This window comes from Microbacterium deminutum (genome assembly GCF_039530205.1).
GTDB lineage: Bacteria > Actinomycetota > Actinomycetes > Actinomycetales > Microbacteriaceae > Microbacterium > Microbacterium deminutum.
This window is the reverse complement of sequence record NZ_BAAAOG010000002.1, coordinates 104335-124124: the sequence shown is the minus strand read 5'-3', so window position 1 is coordinate 124124 and position 19790 is coordinate 104335. Positions and strand designations below refer to the sequence as shown.

Sequence of the window (19790 nt, the reverse complement as noted above, 5' to 3'; positions counted from 1 at the left end):
GCCAGGGCTTTCGGCCGGCAGGAACCAGTTCGAAGCTGTTCCACGTGCGGTCACTGGTCGTCGACAGCCAGGTCGTCACGTCCGCCGGCGAGCTGTCCGAGGCCTGGCAGGACCTCGGACAGCTCATCGTGTCACCGGCGTACCGCGCGCGCCTCGGCAGCGTGGTCGACCGCGACCTCGACGGCCTACGCCTCGATGCGAGCCTGTGCCGTTACCCACCCGGATGCTCGCTGATACCCCACACCGACCGCGAACAGCGGGACACAACGCACGTGGTCTACCTCAACCGCGAATGGCGACGTGAGTGGGGCGGAATGCTCCGGATCTTGCGGTCCGACGACCTGGAGGACGTCATCGAGGAGGTGCTGCCCACGCTGCCGACGTCGGTCGTCATGGTGCGGTCAGATCGTTCCTGGCACGCAGTGACCCCCGTCGCGAGCGGAGTGACCGCCGAACGCCTCTCGTTGCTCGTGCACGCGTCGCGACCGGACGTCGCATGATCGAGCACCACACGCCAGTGGTCAGCACGGCCACCGAGTCGTGCATCGTGGTCGACGACTTCCTCCCCCAAGCAGCCTTTGAAGAGGTGTTCCGCTTCTGCAACGCGGCCGACTACACGATGGTCCACTCCGCCAAGGTCCAGAAGGTGTGGCGGCTTCACGACGGGCTGCCGCTGCGGGGTGAGTCGTTCCACTACCGCACGAGCGGGAACGCCGCCAACGACGCCCGTGGGTACCCGACCGGGACGCCTCTGGACCACTTCGTCGATGCGCTGCTGGCATCGATGGACCGGGTCGAGCAGATGGTCGGCCGACCCGTCCGAGACTGGCAGGAAGTGACGATCGCACCGTGGGTCTACCCGGCGGGATCCGGGTTGTCCCTGCACCAGGACACCGGTCGCAGCGGACCGGGTCGAAGTTTCACGGGCTCCTACACCTACTATGTCAATTCGCAGTGGAACCTGCACTGGGGCGGCTGGCTGCTCGTCTTCGCACCGCACGGCGGCGCTCGTCCGAGCCTTCCGGCTCAGCCCAGCGTGTCCCCCCCATGGCTGTCGGATGCGCTCGAAGCGCCGCTGGTGCGGGAGTCCAGCATCGCGACCGCGATCCTGCCGGCACCGAACCGGATCGTATTCATCAGCCCCCGCGCTCCGCACCTCATCACGCGCGTCGATCAGAACGCCGGCAGCCACGCCCGCGTTTCGCTCGCAGGCTTCTTCCATCGCGATGAGGAACTGGCCGGTGCCAGACCGTGAGCACGCGAGCCCCGAAGCCGCCGCCGCCACTCTAGCCTTGGAGTGATACCGGCGCAGTCCGCCTGACTGGCGACCGATGCTCCGTGGGGTTTGACGGGGTTCGCAACCGGTGAGAGGAGGGGTGGCAGAGAAATGTGGTGCGGTTCGCGTGCAGATGCTGGGCGAGGACCCGCGTCCGATCGCCGAGGTCGATGCCGTCCCCCTGAACGGAACTCCGGCCCTACCTGCACGGGGTGGGGTCTGCGGAGCGGACGATCGGTGACTGGCTGGAGGCTGTGACGCCAGAGCGCGTTGCGCGGCTGGTCTTCGGCATTGGCCGACTGCTGTGCGCCGCGGCAGTCCTGGTCGCCATGGTGGCCCGGTACTACCGGGGGATGGCCTGGGTCAGCCTCGCGGACTTCGTCGCCTATTTGACGATCCAGAGCAATGCCGCGTTCGTCGTGGTTGCCACGGTGGCCGGCGTGGTCGCGCTTCGATCCGGTCTGGACCATCCGAGGCTCGATGTCGCCCGGGTTGCGGTTCTGACTTGGGTGGTGACCGCAGGCATCCTCTTTGCGCTGATCGTGCAGCAAAGCGGTGCTCGGGGGCTCAGGATAGATGTGGCCTGGTCAGACATAGCTCTGCATTTCGTTCTGCCGGGGTTCGCCGTCCTCGATTGGGTCCTCTCGCCCCGGCGTCACCGTGTTTCGTTCCGAGTTCTCGTCCCGATCGTCGGCTACCCGGTGGTGTGGGGCATCATCACGCTGATCCGCGGGACGCTCGTGGGCTGGTATCCGTACTACTTCCTCGACCCGACCCAGATCAGCAGTCCTCTTCAGTTCGCGACCTTGTCAGGGCTGATGCTGGCCGGCTTCGCGGTCGTGGGTGTGGTGTTCATCGCCCTGCCGTCCCGTGGGTGGGGTCTTGCCGCTAGCCTGCGAACGGTGCGAGCATCCGGCGGACCATCTGGGTGAGCGCCGCATCGTCGACATCTGAGAGGGATGCCGCGGCATCGCCGGCAGCGATCCCCAACAGTGTCGTCTCGCCGGTGAGCGGCTGCAGGTTCACCCAGGTGGTGATCTCGGCGTCGGTCCCGACGAGACTCCACATTGCGGCATCCGTCGTCCAGAACGCCGTGTCGAATGCAACCCGCACCACTTCGACCTGGCCGAACCCGACAGAATCGATCGCGCTCCGCGTCGGCAGCGGCAGCGGAGGGTCGAACTCGACGGCGCCGGCCTTCAACACGCCCAAGGGCACGGTGATGATCGCCCGATCCACGCGGCGCGACTCGCCGGTGCCCAGCCGGAGACTGACCGCGTTGTCGTCGTACGCCACTGCGACCACCGCCGTCGACAGCGCGAGCGTCACCCCGTCGAGCTTCGTGGAGACAATCGAGGAGAGCTTGCCGGTCGGGATGACGGATGCCGCGCCGATCGCCGTCGGCGGGAACCACGTGGAGATGTCCTCGGGCTCCGAACCCGCTGCGAGTCGGGCGGCCTCGGCATACAGCGGCGGCATGTCGTCCGCGGGGATGTCGCCGACGACACCTGCGGCTGCGGACGCGCCGGAGTCCTTCAGACTGCTCGCGATGCCGGTGTCCGATGTCGACTGCTCATTCGCCCACGCCGCCAGCCGGGCGCTCACGTCCTTCTGGACGGCGACGAGATCGGCCACATCGCCCGTCGCCAACCCGCTCGAGACGGAGACCGCGATGGTCCCATCCAGCGGCACGGTGTCGACGTCGGCGATCAGCAGTGAGTCGCCCTCCACCGCGAGCTCCCAGGCGCCCAGCTCGAAGAACTTGCCGTCCTCGTCGACGCGGCTGTCGATCCGGCCCCCCGAGCGGTCGCGCGCCTCGAAGACGATGACATCTATGCCGAGGGCGGTGAGAACCCGGGCCGCTTCGGCACCGGCGGCTCCGGCCCCCACTATCCCGACCCGTTCCTTTGCGGCCACCACGTCGATTACCTCTCTGGCAGCCCTGGCGCCGGACTCGATGGCGCCCCTCACGGTTCCCGGGGCGTCCGACGTCGCCTCCCCCGCGAAGAACACGCGGTTGTGCAGCGGCGACCGCAGGGCGGTCCGGTCCTCCAGATTCGACCCCACCGGAAGGAAGCTGACCGCGCCCTGAGCCAGCGGGTCCGCCGCCCAGTTGCTGCGCCACAGCTTCACCGGCGCCGGCACGCCATCGGAGGGCTGAGGGGTGGGTGTGAGCGTGGGGATCGTCGGCTCTGGGCCGGTACAAGCCGCGAGAACCAGGACTGATACCCCTGTGCCAGCGCCGATCAGGAACGTGCGGCGAGTGAACGACATCGAGTGCCACTGTACTCGGACCGAGTCAGCGGACTCGCTGCCGATGGATGGCTTGCCATGGGCGTCTCCAGCCCGGCAGGGAACCCTGGCCGTCGCCATGCGCAGGGCGGCGGTCAGCCCTCTCCACCCGATACCTCGAGAAGCGCGGAATGATGTCCGAGATCCCCACAGTCCTGTTCGTATGCGTCCACAACGCCGGGCGCTCCCAGATGGCCGCCGGCTACCTGCAAGCTCTCGCGGGCGACAGGGTCCGTGTGCTGTCGGCGGGGAGCGAGCCGGCCGACAAGATCAACCCGGTCGCCCTTGCCGCCGTGGCAGAGGAGGGCATCGACATCACCGCCGACACCGCGAAGATCCTCACGACCGAGGCTGTCCGTGAGTCCGATGTGGTGATCCCGATGGGATGCGGCGACACCTGTCCGATCTTCCCCGGCAAGCGCTACGAGGACTGGGACCTCGACGACCCCGCCGGACAGAGCATTGAGAGCGTACGTCCCATCCGCGATGAAATCGGCCGCCGCATCCGAGCGCTCATCGGCGAGCTGCAAACTGCGTGATCGGCGCCATCTGCCCACGTCACCCGCTCCCCGGCGCATGCGAGGGGTCACTCGTGTTCCGGCAGCAGCGGCGTCGACCAGCCCGGATCGCGCCCGAGTTGCGCGGCCCGCGCGACCGACGCCGCGCCGAAACGATCGCGCACCGCGTCGAGCACCGAGTCCAGGCGCGCCCCGTCGTCCCAGTCGATCGGCAGCTCCGGCTGGATGCTGTCGCCACGCCCCAGCTGTGAGAGCGAGACGCCGATGAGGGTGATGCCGCGTTCGGCGATCTCGGGCAGTGCGACGGCGAGCAGCCCTCGCGCGACGGCGAGCAGCACGGCCGTGCGATCGGTGGGGGAGCGGACGGTATGCGATCGGGTGGCTCTCGCGAAGTCGCCGTAGCGCAGGCGCAGCACGATGGTGCGGCACACCCGGTCGTGGTCGCGCAGTCGGCGTGCGAGCCGATCGACGATCTGGGTGAGGATGAGGTCGAGTTCGTCGGCCGAGCGCGGGCGGCTGCCGAGCGCCCGCTGAGAGCCGATCGACCCGCGACGGCGCGTGGTGTCGACAGGACGCGGATCCCGCAGCCGGGCCAGCGCGTGCAGGTGCGCGCCGGTCGCCTTTCCCAGCAGCCTCTCGGCCGTGGCGGCCTCGAGTTCGGCCAGCTGTCCCACGGTGTGGATGCCGAGCCGGTGGAGCTTCTCGGCGGTCACGGCGCCGACCCCCCACAGCCGTTCGACCGGCAGCGGGAGCAGGAACGCCTGCTCCTGATCGGGTTCGACGAGGAGCAGTCCGTCGGGCTTGCTGACCGCGCTGGCGACCTTGGCGAGGAACTTCGTCCGCGCGACGCCGACCGAGATGGCCAGCCCGACCTCCGCGCGCACCCGTTCACGCAATCGCACCGCTATCTGCTCGGGCGTGCCCGCGATGCGTCGGAGACCACCGACTTCGAGAAACGCCTCGTCGATGGACAGCCCCTCCACGAGCGGGGTCGTGTCGCGGAAGATCGCGAAGACGTCTCGGCTGGCCGCTGAGTAGGCGTCCATCCGCGGCGGGACGACCACCGCATCCGGGCAGAGATCGCGGGCCTGCCGGCCACCCATCGCGGTGCGCACGCCACGCGCCTTCGCCTCGTAGCTCGCTGCCAGCACGACGCCGCCGCCGACGATGACAGGCCGGCCGCGCAGGGCGGGCTCGTCCCGCTGCTCGACGGAGGCGTAGAACGCGTCGAGATCGGCGTGCAGCACCGTCGCCTCGCCCCGCATCCCACCCTCCCGCCGACATCCGTCCTGCGGATCGTCGCACGCCCCAGCGACATGAGCCGTTTCCCTTCGCATCTCAGGACGGCAGATCGGAGTCAGGAAGGTGGCCGTCAGGCGATGCGCATGCTGTGGCTGAGTCCGTCGAGGAGCGCGTTCAGACCGGATTCGAATTGGTCCCTGAGATCGTCGACGTCCATCGCCGGGAAGTCCGCGGCGGGATCCCGGTCGATGTGTGCATTCGCCTTCACCTGAAGGGCGGCCAGTTCGGGGAAACCACCGGTGCTGAGCAGCCCCTGGCCGAAGACCATCGCATCCCTCACGGTCACAGGATTCTGCTCGGCCGCACGGGCCCGTTCAAGCGACTCGACGGTGTGGATGGCGCTGCCGACGACGTAGTCGTCGAGGATCGCGGTGAGGGTGATCTTCCGAGCGGTGGTGAGGTCGGTTCCGCGAAGGGCGGCCAGGGACTGCTCGTAGTGGCGCATGGCATTCGGTCCGAATTGTGCGTCATTGAGGGATGCCAGTGACCAAGGGTGGGCGACAAGGGCATTGCGGCTGCGCCGTGAGATCTCGGCGGTCGCTTCCCGCCAGTCGGTGGGCATCTCGTCCGCAGGGATGAGTACGTCTTCGAGGATGGCGTCGTGCATGAGCGCGATGATGTCCGCCTTGGTGCGCACGTAGTAATAGAGGGCCATCGTCGAGGAGCCGAGTTCCGATGCAATCCGCTTCATGGTGACAGCATCGAAGCCCTCGGCGTCGGCGATTGCGAGGGCGGTGCGCGCGATCTGCTCCCGCGTGTAGGAGGGCAGGGCGGCCCGCGCCCGTCGATCCGTGAGATCTGGCGAGGCGTCATCTCGAACAAGTACCTCATGCTCACGCTCATCATGGGCCTGCTCGCGAACGGGACGAACTTCGCGTCGAACCGCCAGCACGAGCAGATCGCCGCCTGACCGATCGCGGGTGACGTAAGGGGCAGGATGCGTGCAGCATCTCGCCCCTTTGCGCATCCCAGACCGATGAGCTATTTCGTTCGCATTGTGTCACGGTCAGGTCACGGCGTGGCGCGATTCGGCCTCAACTGAAATAGTGGGGCCGTGCACCGGCGGAGAGGGCGGGTTGGACGCGCAGTGGCCGGAGGGGTCGTCACCCTCCTGGTCTCCGCAGGTATTGTCGCGCTCACCGCCGCCCCTGCGGCGGCCGTTGATCCCCTCCCCAATCCCCAGATTCCGGCGCAGTGCGGGTTGGGTGTGACGCTCGTGCTCGACGCGAGCGGGTCGGTGCAGTCATCGAACGCGGTGGGGGCGGTCCGGACGGCCGCAGAGGCGTTCCTCGAAGCGTTCCAGGACACCGGATCGACGGCGCGCGTCACCCAGTTCGCGAGCCTTTCACAGGAGCTCGCGCCGAGGACGATCGTGGATGCCGCCAGCATGCAGCCCGGGGGGCTGTTCCGCGAGGCGATCAATCGGTACTACAACCCGATCCCGCCGCGCCCGTCCGACGTCGAGATCAAGCGATTCAACAACGGGAACGCCTCGAGCCCGGGCAGCTGGCAGAGTGCGAATTCCAGCAACCAGTACACCAACTGGGATCAATCGCTGCGCCAGGTCGCGGCCGGTCCGGGTGGACCGGGGGACCTCGTCGTCTACATCACGGATGGCGACCCGACGGCGTACGACTTCAACCGCGCCGGAGACCCGTTCAGCCCAGGACCACCTCCGGATGTCGGCGTCGGCACCGACAAGACCAGCGCAGTCGCGACGATCACACTCGACCGAGCGGTGGAGCGCGCCAACCAGGTGAAGGCGGCGAAGGGTCGGGTGCTCGCCATCGGTGTCGGTTCGGCGCTGCAGAACCAGGCGAGCGTCGATCGCCTCACCAAGATCTCCGGTCCCAACGTCGCGCGCTCGATCGCCGACTTCGACGTCGAGACGACGGATGTCGCGCTCATCCCCGACTTCGACGACCTGGCGCAGGCTGTCCGAGCGCTCGTGCTCGACCTCTGCTCGCCGTCGCTCACCATCCGGAAATTCGCCCAGTCGGCGACGGATGCCTCCTACCAGCCCGTGCCCGGCTGGGACATGACCGTCACCCCCACGGTCTCCGGTGGATTCGACTGGGTGCTGCCGGCCGGCGCCACCCCGCCCTCCGCCACGGTGACGACGGGTTCGGCCGGTTTCGCGCAGTTCCAGTGGGAGCCCACCAACGCGGATGCGACATCCGATGCACTCGTCGAGGAAGCGCTCACCCCGCATCCCGACTACACTCCCGGCAGACCCGGCGACGCCAACGACTTCCGATGCGAATTCAAGAACGCCGCCGGAGACACGCGGGTGGTGACGGGTGAACTCACGGATGCCGGAGCCACGGCATCCTTCGACCTGACAGGGATCGGCAACGAGATCGGGACCTGCTCCGTCTACAACTCGTTCGACTACGCGCCCGACATCGCGATCACGAAGGTGAACACTCCATCGAGCGTCCGCGCCGACCTGACCCCGCCGGCCGTCGTGCGGTCCGACTTCACGGTCACCAACCCGGGCAACACCCCGCTTGCCCATGTGACGGTCGCCGATGACAGGTGCGCACCGGTGCAGGCCGCGCCGGCCGCCGCGCCGAATGATGCCTTCAATGTCGGGGACCTCAACCGGAACAACCTTCTCGAGACGCCCGAGACCTGGGCGTTCTTCTGCGACCGTGCGGCGCGCGCCTCCGCGGGCAACATCGGTCCGGTCAACGTCGTGAACACCGCCACGGCACTAGGCACCGACCCCGGGGGAGCGGTCGTGACCGCCACCGCGACCGACGACGTGGACGCCTTCGTGCCGCGCATCCAGCTGACCAAGCTCGTCAACGGGCAGGATGCCGTGACCGTGGCAGCGGGAACTGCGGTGACCTATACCTACGAGGTCGTCAACACCGGCAGCACACCGCTTCAGCCGGTGACTCTCGCGGACGACACCGCCCCGTGCGAGAGCCCGACGCTGACGCCTCCTGCCGACGGCGACACCGTGCTGGCGGTCGGCGAGACGTGGAACTATACCTGCACGGCGTCGCCTACGGCATCCGTGCTGAACACGGCGACGGTGAGCGGGGTGCCGATCGACCCCACGACCGGCCTCGCGTTCCCTGACCCGAATCCGCCGGTGACCGACGTCGACACGGCGCAGGTAAGCACCATCGATCCCGACCTCACGCTGACGAAGTCGGTCGACCAGTCCCTCGTCTTCCCGGGCACCTCTGTGGCGTACAGCTATGCGGCCGCGAACACCGGCACCGCCGACCTGCGCAACGACACGGGCGCCCCCGGCTGGGTCGCCGACGACAGCTGTTCCCCGGTGGCGCCGGTCCTCGCCGGTGCCTTCAACACGGGCGACGCGAACACCGACAATCTGTTGAATCCAGGCGAGACCTGGAACTTCAGCTGTGCCGCGGTGATCACCGCCCCGACGCTCAACATCGCCACGATCGTCGCCCAGCCGGTCGCCGCCGGCACACCGACGGGCCCGCCGCTGACCCGGCACGACATCGCTTTCGTCGACGTCGTCGACCCGGGCATCGCCATCGTGAAGACGGCCCTCGTCCCGGTCGTCCTCGATCCCGACGCGACCCCATTCTCCGGACCGGACTTCCCCGATCCGCGGCCCGCCGCGTACTCCTACCAGGTGTCGAACACCGGAACGGTGCCGTTGCGGGAGGTCGCACCGACCGATGACCGCTGCGCGACCATCGACTTCGTGAGCGGCGATGTCAACGCGGACGGCATCCTGGATGTCGGCGAGGTGTGGAACTATCTCTGCGAGACGACCGGACTCCAGCGCGAGCAGGGCACGCCCCCGCCGCTCGGGGCCGAGTCGGGGAATGTGATCAACACCGTGACGGTGACGGGAGTGCCGTTCCTGCCTACCGATCCGACCGCGACCGGACCGACTCAGACCGCCACCGCCGTCGCCCAGGTGCTGGCGATCCAACCGGGCATCGCGATCACCAAGACGGCGTCCGCGCCCGTGGTCCAAGCCAACGGCCTCGTCACCTACACGGTCGCGATCACCAACACCGGTGATGTCGGACTCGAGGTGATCGGTCCGATCGACGACAAGTGCGCGCTCGTGCCCGTCGACGAGAACGGGGACGGCATCATCGACGGGGATCAGGCGCCGGGTCATCTGTCGCCGGGAAACGGGATCCTCGATGGGGCGAACACGGCCAGCGCCGAGACCTGGACATATACCTGCACGAGGGTGATCGGACTGCCGCCCGCGCCCGACACCACCGACGTCAACACCGCATCCGTTGTCGGCGTCGACACGCTCGGCAACAGCTACGAGGCCCAGGCGAGCGCGGAGGTGAGGGTCATCGACCCGGCGATCGACCTCGTCAAGACCGTCAGCGACAACCTCGTGCTCACCGGCAGCGAGGTGACGTACACGTTCGAGGTCACCAATGTCGGCACCAGCCCGGTCGTCGCCGACGATGTCCTCGCTGATGTCGCGCTCAATGACGTGGCTGTTCCGTCGCTGCCGACCTGCAGCACGCCGACCTTCGTGGGTGGTGATGACAACGGAAACGGGCTGCTCGACCGAGATCCAGGTGAGGTGTGGAGCTATGAGTGCAACGCGGTGATCACCGCGCCGACCACCAACCTCGCAGGGGTCGAAGGGATCGGCGGAACCACATTCGGCCTGCAGCTGCCGGTGTTCGCCTTCGACGCCCAGTTCGTCCAAACGTTCAACCCCGCGATCGAGGTGGTGAAGACCGCAACTCCGACTCAGACCACCCCCGGTGGCGAGGTGACGTACACCTACGACGTGCGCAACACCGGCGATGTGCCGTTGGCGGGTGTCGCCGACCGCATCACCGACGACACCTGCTCGCCCGTGCAGTACCTCAGCGGGGACCAGGACGCCGACGGTCTGCTCGACACGCCCAAGAGCATCTTCGAGGATGCCGCTGACGAGACCTGGCGGTTCCAGTGCACGACGACCTTCGACGAGACGACCAAGAACACCGTTGTGGTCGAGGGCACCCCCACCGGTCCGCTCGGGGCGCACCTCTGCGACGATGTGGGTGGAGCGGGCCCGGGTGTCGCCGCTCTCGCGGTGACGACGTGCGACCCGACTGATCTCGACATCGCGACCGTCACCGTCGTGCCGCCCCTCGCACCGACGGGTGGGCAGGTGATGTGGCCGCTGCTGGCCCTGGGGACGCTGCTGATCGCAATCGGCGCGGCGGCTGTCGCTGCCGCGCGCCGGAGCGCTCGCTCGCTCGGATGACCGCCGACCATGGCATCGGGGGTCACGCCGCCCTGTTGGATCAGTGGTCGGGGATCACGCAGGCAGGGACGCGACGCGCGATCTGCTTCTATGTCCGGGCAGAGTCCGACGAGTCGGTCGGCACTGCGACGACGCTGCCTCCGGGCATGAGGGTGTACGACACGAGCCGGCCGTGGCCGGTCAGGAAGTCGTCGCTGCGCGAGTCGGCGTACCAGGACGGGAGAGTGACCGACACGGGGTTCGCGTAGGCGTTCTCGATGGAGATGCAGGTGATCGACGACGTCGGCAGATCGGAGATGATCATGCAGAACTCGTGGTCGGTCGTAGGTCCGGAACCGACGATGCGTCCGTAGAGGGTTCCGTAAGGGCGGAGCTGGTCCCGGATGATCCGGTCCGCGAACGCCGCACTGCCGGGGAGCGAGAGCACATCATCGCGCAGTCCGTCGATGTACCGCTGGTAGTCGCGTTGCTGATCTGCAACTGCCACGGTCTTGACAATCCCCGCCTCGTCTGCGGGTTCGCTGTGGATTCCGTTCACTGTGACGGCGCCGATCATGACGGCCGCCGCCGCAGTGCCCGCGAGGAGCCTCGGATGCCAACGTGAAGTGTGCGTCGGTGCAGGCGCGCTCTCGATGACCACCGCGGGACGGATGCCGTCAGGCTCGGCGGCCGGCGAGTCAGGTGGGGCAGCGGCCGACCCGACGAACAGGGCGCGTCCGGGCTCGACAGGGAGTCGCTCGAGCCGGATCCGATCTTCGAGTTCGCGCAGACGGGAGAGCGCGGCGGGATCGTCGAAGATGTCGGCATCCGGCCCGTAGGCGCGCCGTCGCAGCGCATCGAGCACCTGGCGCTCGGCGTGCGTGACGTCGCCGATCGGCGTGTCTCCCACGGCTCCAGATTATGTCCGCTTGCGCATGACATGGGCGGACGGTCGGCGTCCTCGGGGTCACCGCTCGGCGCGGATCCGACGACCGCGGCGATCGCGCGAGTTTGCCATTAGGGCGATTATGGCGCACACTCGAATGAAGAGCGCGTGATCTCGCAGATGCAATCGCCGGTATCGCTCACGTTGCTCCACCATCGCGAATCCAGACCCCATCCGCAATAGGTGCCGAAGAGCACCCGTGGAAGCGAGAGTCGGATCATCGGGGAATTGCTCCCTGCGGTACTCCATTCGCTCGACTGAAATCCACCTTCACGACTCCCGCCGGGCCGTGCCAGTCAAAGTCCGGAGATGTCGTGGCCGCTGTTGCATTCCCCCAGGATGATCTGTTCCCCCGCGCCGGGGTTCGATCTCACTCGTCTGCCCGCATCCAACCCGCTGAGAAGGATGACCACTCATGACGACACTCAAAGACCGCCTGTACCGCGGTCCTCGCCGCTCAGAGGCAGAACCGCTCGCGCGAGCAGCGGAGAACCAGGCGGCCCAGTCCCCGACCCTCAGCCTCTTCGTTCTCGTCGCGACGGTGGGCGTGCTGGCCTACACGTTGTTCCTCTTCAATCCCGGGAACCGGGGGGACTGGCTGCCGTACTCTCTCGTCATCATCGCCGAGGTCGTGCTCGTCTCCCAAGCGCTGGTGTCGATGTGGACCATCCTCGCCGGTGGGCAGGATCCGCGGGGCTTCACCTTCCACCACACTCAGGAGCGCCTCTTCGACGGCGCCATGACGGATCGACTGGGCGCCGCCGACAGTCCGCAGTACTGGCCGATGTACATCGGTGACAAGCGGGTGGCCGTCGACGTGTTCATCACCGTCTACGGCGAAGACCTGGAGAAGGTGCGGGCGACTGCCGTCGCCGCGCTGGCGATCCGGGGCGAACACACCACCTGGATCCTGGATGACGGGAAGTCGGATGAGGTGCGCGAGCTTGCCGCCGGCCTCGGCGTGAATTACATCAGGCGGCTCTCGGGCAACGGCGCGAAGGCGGGGAACATCAACCATGCGATGACGCTCGCCAAGGGCGGGTTCTTCGCGATATTCGACGCGGACTTCGTTCCGAAGCCGGACTTCCTGTACGAGACGATTCCCTTCTTCATCGACGACAACGTCGCGTTCGTACAGACACCACAGGCGTACGGGAATATGACAAACCTCGTCTCCCGCGGCGCCGGATTCATGCAATCCGTCTTCTATCGGTTCATCCAGCCGGGACGAAACCGGTTCAACGCCGCGTTCTGCGTCGGGACGAACGTCGTTTTCCGTCGGGCGGCGGTCCAAGACATCGGGGGTATGAACACCGACTCGAAGTCCGAGGATGTGTGGACCTCGCTCGAGCTCCACGAACGGGGCTGGCGGTCCATCTACATTCCCGTCACTCTCGCGGTCGGCGATGCGCCCGAGACCGTCGAGGACTACACGAAACAGCAGATGCGGTGGGCGTCCGGAGGTTTCGAGATCCTCATGCAGCGCAACCCGCTCAGCCCGCGAACACGGCTGACCCTGGATCAGCGCCTGCAGTACACCGTCACCGCGACCCACTACTTCGCCGGGATCACGCCCTTCCTGCTGCTGATGGTGCCGCCGCTGGAGATCTTCTTCGACCTCCGGCCCGTGAATCTCACCGTGACCCCCCTGACATGGTTCCTGTTCTACGCCGGCTTCTACGGCCTGCAGATGCTGCTCGCGTTCCACACCATGGGGTCCTTCCGACTCGAAACGCTCGTCCTGGCGACCGTCTCGTTCCCGATCTACGTGGCGGCTCTGGTCAACGTCTTCTCGGGTCGGGAACAGAAGTGGCATGTGACGGGCGGTGGTGGCCGTCGATCATCTCCGTTCAACTTCATGATTCCGCAGGTCATGATCTTCGTCTTCCTCTTCCTGACGTCCCTCGTGGCGATCGCGAAAGACGTCGAGCATCAGACCCTCACACTCGCGACGGCCTGGAATGTGACGAACACGATCGTCATCGGGGTCTTCATCGCCGCGGCGTTCCGCGAATCGCACCGCGCCAAAGCGGCGATCCGCCGGGCGCGCCGCCCACTGCGGGTCACCGCCCGCCCGATCGAGACCGGCCCGACCCTCGTCACCGCAGGGTCGCAGCGCCACGCCGATGCGTCGGTCTTCGAAACTCAGCCGGCCCCGGCATCCGAACTCACCGAAAGGCGCACTCCGTGACCTGGATCAATCGACTTAGACTTCTTGGCGGCCTCCTGGTCGTACTCCTGATCGTCGGCGCCGCCACGATCATCCTCAACCAGCGAGAGAGTCAGGTGGCGTCCACCTCCGCCTCGATCAAGGCGCTCTCTTATTCGATCGGGTCGGACTACGCCGGCATCGTCGTCGAACAGAGCGTGAAGCAGGGCGACAAGGTCGCCCAGGGCGACCCGATCATGACAATTCAGAGCCCCACCCTCACTCAGGCTCTCAGCAGCACCACCATCAAGGTCCCTACGAGCTCGGCTTACACGGTCACGAAGGACGGGATGCTGGCGCTGCTGGCCACCGAGGGCGGAGTGATCTCCAAGATCGACGCCAGCGTCGGGGGCTTCGTCGGGGCAGGACAGCCGCTCGCGACCGTCGACCGGGGCGAAGGCATGTTCGTGACCGCGCAGTTCCGTCTCCAGCCGTACAACTTCGCCCGTGTGGAGAAGGGCGCCAGGGTCGAGATCATCCTTCCCGACCATTCCCGGGTCGAGGGCAAAGTGACGGACATCAGGGTCAGCACCGTCAACGGCCAAGCCGATGCGGACCTCACCATCGCGAGCAGCGGCCTGGTGATGGGGGCTGCCGGTGGACTCGTCGCGTCAGGGACGCCGGTCACTGCGATGCTCCATCTGAAACAGGAAGGGCCGCTGGCGGGGCTGAAGAGCGCGTGGCTCCAGTTCCTCGAGCAGATCGGCGTTTGATGGGGCGCCGCCGGTACGTCATCTCCATCCTGATCGGTGCCATCCTTCTCACCGCCACCGCGTGCACAGCCGAGGAGAATCCGACGCAGTCGGGCGGAACCGTCTTCCCCGATGGGGCCGTCTCAGCGGCGCTCCGAAAGCTTCCGCAGGTGTCGACGACGCCGATGCCCACCGCGCGCCTGGCCGATGGGCTCATCCCGCCCACCAACCGATGGTTCTCGGGACTGGTCTTCGGAGACGCTCCGCAGCCGGTGTTCCCGTTGCCGCTGTCGTTCAGCCTCACCGGCACGGGATTCGACTTCGGTGTCCCCGCGGTGGTGACCGGCGCGGATACGATCTCCGCCGGCCCGAGTTCCGACGTGTCGGCGGAGTTTCCGACTGCGGTCACCTCGACGGTGACGGCCTACGACGACGCCTCAGTCACGATCGAACTCCGCGATGCCGGTGACACCGCCCTCGGCTCCGTCACGATCGCCGAGGGCTCGCCCATCGTGTCATTCACCCCGGCATCGACCACCACCATCCGTTTGGCGACACCGCCTGCAGCAGCGGGCAGCGGTGGCCTCTTCACCGCCACCGTCGGTGACCGCGAGTACGGGATCATCACTGCCGGCACCGTGCACGGCAGCGAGCTCGCGGTTGCAAAGGGCGACACCGTGACGTGGTTCGCTGTGCCCACCGGGCACGATGCAAAGGAACTCGTGTCTTCGGCGCACGGGGTCGCAAAGGTCGCCGGCACGTACTCCGTCGCGGCGCGGAAGGCCACGACGACCCTCGCCTACGGAACCTCGGACGCCAAAGAGACTCTCATCGCTGTGCTGCCCCATCAGTACTCGTCGCTTGCCGCTCCCGCCGCGAGCAGCTGCGACCTCGGCACCTACGAAACCGTCTACGGCACCATGCACCTGTGCGCCGGGCGCACACTCAGCTGGACCGTGCCACTGCTGAAACCCGCCGACACGCTGGCGCTGGATGCGGTCGACGGCTCCACCAAGGACACCATCCGCGCGCAGCTCGCGGCGGACGTGAAACTCCCGGCGAAGTTGCCCGACGACACGTACTTCGGCGGGAAGGCGCTCTACCGGCTCGCCAATCTGCTGCAGCTCGCCGACCAGCTGAACGACACCGACTCTGCGGCCATTGCACGCAAACGCCTCGTCGCAGCGCTCACGGACTGGACCACCGCGGACCGGTGCGCGAAAGCGACCACCCGCTGCTTCGTCTACGACCCGGCGGTCAAGGGCATCGTCGGCAAGGTCAGCTCCTTCGGGTCCGACCAGTTCAACGACCACCACTTCCACTACGGGTACCTGCTCTACGCGGCCAGCGTCGCGATCGCGGACGACCCGAAGCTGGCGGATCGACTGAGCCCCGTCATGAACCTCGTGGCGGCCGACCTCGCCACCGACGGCGCAAGCTCGTACTTCCCGGATCACCGGGTCTTCGACACGTACGCGGGCCACTCGTGGGCCTCCGGGTACGTCCCGTTCCGGGACGGCAACAACCAGGAGTCGAGCTCGGAGGCGATCGCCGCATGGAACGGCCTCGCCCTGTGGGCCGACATCACCAAGAACGCCGCGCTCGGTGTCGAAGCTCGGTGGATGCTTGCCAACGAAGCCGCCACCGCACAGGCCTATTGGCTGGGCTTCGACGCCTCCGAATCCGTGTACAAGGGATACGGGCACTCCATCGTCTCGCTCAACTGGGGCGACAAGCGGGACTACTCCACCTGGTTCAGCGCCGAACCCAACGCGAAGCTCGGAATCCAGCTCATACCGATGATGCCGGCAGCCGACTACCTCGCCGGCGACGCGGGACGGATAGCTGACAACCTCCGCGAAGCAGCCGCTGGGGGATACGACGTGCAATTCGGCGATTACATGCTCATGTACGACGGCTTGCAGAGCCGGAGCGCGGCAGCGGATGCCTACGCGCGCGCCGCCCACGCATCCGTGCTCATCGACGATGCGAACTCCAAGACGTACCTTCTGGCGTTCCTCGCCAGCCACGCCGCTCGATAGGGTGCGTCGCCGGCCCCGCCCGCTCGCTCAGCGCGGCGCGGGATCTGGCGACGGTGCCGGCGACGGCCGGCCGGAGTGACCCGTCAGACCATTGACGGGCCCTGTCCGCCGGATTAAGTTGGCATCAAGGGAGGGGTGAGAGCGCTCCCAGGCGCTCCTCGGTACGAGTTCTCGCACTCAAGGAGACGCCATGAACCCTCGCCTCTCGTCCGTCCGCCCCGGTCGCGCCTTCTTCGCTCGAGTCGAGTCGCGCAGCACCGCCGTGACGGTCGCCGTCGCCCTGGTGCTGAGCGCCGTGGTCGTCGTCGGTCTGCCCCAGCGAGCCGGCGCCGTGGTGCTCGGCGCCGGCTCGTACACCACAACGCTGCCGGCCGGCGCGATGCTGCCGAGCGGGTGCGGTGACCTCTCCACGAACCCCCGGGCCGCGCTCACGGCCGACGCCCCCAAGGGCCCCATCCCCACCAATGACTGGTGGACCTCGATCCTGTGGAAGAAGAACGACTGCGCCTTCGGCGAGCCGCTCTACGCGGATCCCGCCGCCTACGACACGTTCCCCGGAGGCCTCGGAATCTCCTACACCACGAAACCGGTGGTGACCGGCACCGCGACGGGGGTGGGGGAGTACAAGTTCCCCTTCGCTCGGGACGTGCTGGTGGGAATCCCCGGACTCGATGCCAACCGTGTCATGGTCGAAGGCTGGTCGGACTGGACGGTGTCACCGCAGTGGAGCGACGGCATCCGGACGCTCACCGCGACGATCGGTCATGGCCTTCCGATGTCGTACTTCGTCGCGTCCGGCGGGGGCGCGCAGCTGACCACCGACGGATCGCCGAAGATCTGGAGTTCGAACGGGAGTCGGATCGGCTTCACGATTCGCGGTCATGATTACGTCGCGTACGCACCGACGGGCGCCGGCTGGAGGGTGAACGGCGGCGTGATCACCTCGAGCCTCGCCGGGAAGTCCTACTTCACCGTGGCGGTACTGCCGACGACGGCCTCCAGCACCGATGCGCAGCGCAACGTGCTCGCCGACAGCTACGGGCGCTACGCGCACGCGCACGTCACCACCACGGCGGTCGCCTACCGCTATGACGTCGCCTCCGGCTCGGTGAAAACCACCTATCGGCTGGGCACCGTCCGCCGCGAGGGCAAGGAGTCGGGCACCGTCGTCTCGCTCTACCCGCATCAGTGGGAGGCCCTGGCGGCAGGCAGCCCCATCGCCCACACGTATGTGTCTCCCCGCGGTCGAATGAAGAGCCTCGTCGGCGTGACGTCATTCACCACGACGCAGAAGTTCCACGGCATCCTGCCGGAGGTCCCCGCAGTCGCCACCTCGACCGGCAATGACCGGGCCCAGCTCGATACCCTGTTGAGTCAGGTCGCCGGCGACCCCGAAGGTCAGCAGAGGGCGGACACCTACTGGACCGGCAAAGGTCTCGGACGAGCCGCTCGGATCGCGGAGATCGCCGACCAGGTGGGTGACGCCGCCGTGCGGGAAAAGGCGCTGACCGCCATGAAGCGGACCCTCGACGACTGGCTCACCGCATCGGCCGGCGAAAGCGACCACCTCTTCTACTACGACAAGAACTGGGGCACGCTGATCGGCTACGAGGCCGCCTACGGCTCCGATCTCGAGCTCAGTGACCACCACTTCCACTACGGATACTTCATCGCCGCCGCGGCCACCGTGGCCAAATTCGACCCGACCTGGGCCTCCGCGAGCCAGTACGGCGGCATGATCGACCTGCTCATCCGTGACGCCAATGATTACGACCGTTCCGACAGCCGGTTCCCCTTCCTGCGCGACTTCGACATCTATGCGGGCCACGACTGGGCCTCGGGGCATGGCTCGTTCGCCTCCGGTAACAATCAGGAGTCCAGTTCCGAAGGGATGAACTTCGCCGGCGCCCTGATCCAGTGGGGGCAGGCGACCGGGAATGCCGCCGTCCGGGATGTCGGCGCCTACCTTTACACCACCCAGGCGGCGGCGATCGAGGACTACTGGTTCGACGTGGACGACAAGATCTTCCCGTCGGCCTTCCCCCACAGCACCGTGGGCATGGTGTGGGGCGACGGCGGCGCGTATTCGACCTGGTTCAGCGACTTGCCGGAGATGATCCACGGCATCAATCAGCTGCCGATCACCGGCAGCCACCTCTACCTCGGTCTGCACCCGAGTTACAACAAGATCAACTACGACGAGATGGTCCGCAATGCGGGCGAACCCCGGGCCTGGCAGGACATTCTCTGGGAGTTCCTCGCCCTCGGCGATGCCGACCTCGCTTTGAGCAAATTCCGGGAAAATCCGGGGTTCGTCTCCGAGGCAGGGGAGAGCAAAGCGCATACGTTCCATTGGATCCGCGATCTCGCGGCACTGGGCACCGTCGACGCGGGTCTCACCGCCGACTATCCCCTCGCTGCCGCATTCGTGAAGGACGGCCGGAGGACCTACGTGGCTGCCAGTGTCTCGTCCACCGCGCTCACGGTCACGTTCTCCAACGGGATGCGGGTGCGCGTGCCCGCCGGCAAGACCGTCGCCACCGGCGCACAGAACTGGTCGGGCGGGAATGCCCACGGGCAACCGCGACCGGGACCGACACCCACACCGACGCCGACCCCCACGCCGAGACCCACACCCACACCGACGCCCACGCGGGCGCCGACACCCAGCCCGGACGGCAGGTTGTACCTTCGCGCCGACGGGACACTCGGGGCCGCAGGCACGGCGGGAGCGATCACCCTACCCCGCGCCAACGCCGAACTCGACGGAATTCCGCGGAATGCGGTCGCATTCACCGCCTCACACCTGAACCTGCGCCGCTCAGACGGCACTCCGACCTTCGACCTGTTCGTCGACGCCGCCCACGCGGTGGGAAACGCCACCCAGTTGCGACTCTCGTACGACCTCACCGGGGATGGCACATGGGATCGGGTCGAGACCTACCGATACTTCGCCACCGATCCGAACCCCGGGTACGAGCACTACACGCAGAGTTCGCAGCTGCGCAGCGCCACCGGGGCATTGGGGGATCTCCGCAACGGAAGAGTCAAGGCTGAAGTCTGGCTCGCGCTCGGCAACCAGCCGGGCACCCTCGGAGTCGGGGACACGTCCGTCCTCCTTCTGCCCTTTTCCTGAATGCAGCCTGGCTTTCTGTCATCGTGAGTCGGCCCCTGCCGCTTCCGTAGGGGCCCTACTCACGCGTCGCCGACATCCGCAGAAAGTCGGGGCGATCCCACCTTGTGAAAGGGGTGGGAGAGGATCACAGTTAAGTCTTGAGTACTGGGCGCCGTTCGGCAGTGCAGG

Annotated in this window: 13 protein-coding genes; 9 read left to right on the top strand and 4 right to left on the bottom strand. The window is 67.3% G+C overall.

Going from position 1 to position 19790, the window contains the following annotated elements; translation table 11 throughout:
* The first annotated feature begins 44 nt into the window (after positions 1 to 44).
* The 3 genes from ABD212_RS06900 (at position 45) to ABD212_RS06890 (ending at position 2208) form a co-directional block, all read left to right on the top strand.
* Positions 45 to 500 carry a 2OG-Fe(II) oxygenase gene (locus ABD212_RS06900; protein ID WP_344092713.1) on the top strand — a complete coding sequence of 152 codons (456 nt, stop codon included), beginning with the start codon at positions 45 to 47 and terminating at the stop codon, positions 498 to 500.
* Positions 497 to 1255 (top strand): 2OG-Fe(II) oxygenase, encoded by a 759-nt coding sequence (locus ABD212_RS06895; protein ID WP_344092711.1) that lies wholly within the window; start codon positions 497 to 499, stop codon positions 1253 to 1255. Before ABD212_RS06900 ends, ABD212_RS06895 begins: the two co-directional genes overlap by 4 nt.
* Before the next feature lie 233 nt (positions 1256 to 1488).
* Complete coding sequence (locus ABD212_RS06890) at positions 1489 to 2208, top strand: Pr6Pr family membrane protein (RefSeq protein WP_344092709.1); 720 nt, start codon at positions 1489 to 1491, stop codon at positions 2206 to 2208.
* Here ABD212_RS06890 and ABD212_RS06885 read toward each other — a convergent pair.
* Positions 2165 to 3550: a flavin monoamine oxidase family protein gene (locus ABD212_RS06885; RefSeq protein WP_344092708.1), complete on the bottom strand. Its 1386-nt coding sequence runs from the start codon at positions 3548 to 3550 to the stop codon at positions 2165 to 2167. The genes ABD212_RS06890 and ABD212_RS06885 overlap by 44 nt on opposite strands.
* Positions 3551 to 3702: 152 nt before the next feature.
* Here ABD212_RS06885 and ABD212_RS06880 point away from each other — a divergent pair, with 152 nt between their 5' ends.
* Complete coding sequence (locus ABD212_RS06880) at positions 3703 to 4107, top strand: arsenate reductase ArsC (protein WP_344094104.1); 405 nt, start codon at positions 3703 to 3705, stop codon at positions 4105 to 4107.
* Positions 4108 to 4154: 47 nt separating this feature from the next.
* Here the strand turns inward: ABD212_RS06880 and dinB are convergent, their stop codons facing one another.
* Both dinB and ABD212_RS06870 read right to left on the bottom strand, forming a co-directional pair.
* Complete coding sequence (gene dinB, locus ABD212_RS06875; RefSeq protein ID WP_344092706.1) at positions 4155 to 5351, bottom strand: DNA polymerase IV; 1197 nt, start codon at positions 5349 to 5351, stop codon at positions 4155 to 4157.
* Positions 5352 to 5458: 107 nt separating this feature from the next.
* Positions 5459 to 6355, bottom strand: a complete 897-nt coding sequence (locus ABD212_RS06870; RefSeq protein WP_344092704.1) for a TetR/AcrR family transcriptional regulator — start codon at positions 6353 to 6355, stop codon at positions 5459 to 5461.
* A gap of 120 nt (positions 6356 to 6475) precedes the next feature.
* On the opposite strand from ABD212_RS06870, the gene ABD212_RS06865 reads away from it, so the two are divergent.
* The gene (locus ABD212_RS06865; RefSeq protein WP_344092701.1) at positions 6476 to 10618 is read left to right on the top strand and encodes a DUF7507 domain-containing protein; all 4143 of its coding nucleotides are present in this window, start codon (positions 6476 to 6478) and stop codon (positions 10616 to 10618) included.
* 88 nt (positions 10619 to 10706) lie between these two features.
* Here the strand turns inward: ABD212_RS06865 and ABD212_RS06860 are convergent, their stop codons facing one another.
* Positions 10707 to 11507, bottom strand: coding sequence for a hypothetical protein (locus ABD212_RS06860; protein ID WP_344092699.1), 801 nt, complete (start codon positions 11505 to 11507; stop codon positions 10707 to 10709).
* 451 nt (positions 11508 to 11958) lie between these two features.
* Here ABD212_RS06860 and ABD212_RS06855 point away from each other — a divergent pair, with 451 nt between their 5' ends.
* The 4 genes from ABD212_RS06855 (at position 11959) to ABD212_RS06840 (ending at position 19622) form a co-directional block, all read left to right on the top strand.
* Positions 11959 to 13734, top strand: coding sequence for a glycosyltransferase family 2 protein (locus tag ABD212_RS06855; RefSeq protein ID WP_344092696.1), 1776 nt, complete (start codon positions 11959 to 11961; stop codon positions 13732 to 13734).
* Positions 13731 to 14465 carry an efflux RND transporter periplasmic adaptor subunit gene (locus ABD212_RS06850; RefSeq protein WP_344092694.1) on the top strand — a complete coding sequence of 245 codons (735 nt, stop codon included), beginning with the start codon at positions 13731 to 13733 and terminating at the stop codon, positions 14463 to 14465. The genes ABD212_RS06855 and ABD212_RS06850 overlap by 4 nt, the downstream gene beginning before the upstream one ends.
* Positions 14465 to 16486, top strand: coding sequence for a glycosyl hydrolase (locus ABD212_RS06845; protein WP_344092692.1), 2022 nt, complete (start codon positions 14465 to 14467; stop codon positions 16484 to 16486). Before ABD212_RS06850 ends, ABD212_RS06845 begins: the two co-directional genes overlap by 1 nt.
* 190 nt (positions 16487 to 16676) lie before the next feature.
* On the top strand, positions 16677 to 19622 hold the full coding sequence (locus ABD212_RS06840; RefSeq protein ID WP_344092690.1) for a glycosyl hydrolase: 2946 nt from the start codon (positions 16677 to 16679) through the stop codon (positions 19620 to 19622).
* The last annotated feature ends 168 nt before the right edge of the window (positions 19623 to 19790 follow it).

Bases quoted from the DNA above. Each gene is read 5' to 3' on its own strand.
- ABD212_RS06885 (WP_344092708.1), bottom strand. From the start codon at position 3,550: ATGTCGTTCACTCGCCGCACGTTCCTGATCGGCGCTGGCACAGGGGTA.
- ABD212_RS06840 (WP_344092690.1), top strand. From the start codon at position 16,677: ATGAACCCTCGCCTCTCGTCCGTCCGCCCCGGTCGCGCCTTCTTCGCT.
- ABD212_RS06845 (WP_344092692.1), top strand. From the start codon at position 14,465: ATGGGGCGCCGCCGGTACGTCATCTCCATCCTGATCGGTGCCATCCTT.
- ABD212_RS06880 (WP_344094104.1), top strand. From the start codon at position 3,703: ATGTCCGAGATCCCCACAGTCCTGTTCGTATGCGTCCACAACGCCGGG.
- ABD212_RS06895 (WP_344092711.1), top strand. From the start codon at position 497: ATGATCGAGCACCACACGCCAGTGGTCAGCACGGCCACCGAGTCGTGC.
- ABD212_RS06855 (WP_344092696.1), top strand. From the start codon at position 11,959: ATGACGACACTCAAAGACCGCCTGTACCGCGGTCCTCGCCGCTCAGAG.
- dinB (WP_344092706.1), bottom strand. From the start codon at position 5,351: ATGCGGGGCGAGGCGACGGTGCTGCACGCCGATCTCGACGCGTTCTAC.
- ABD212_RS06870 (WP_344092704.1), bottom strand. From the start codon at position 6,355: ATGCGCAAAGGGGCGAGATGCTGCACGCATCCTGCCCCTTACGTCACC.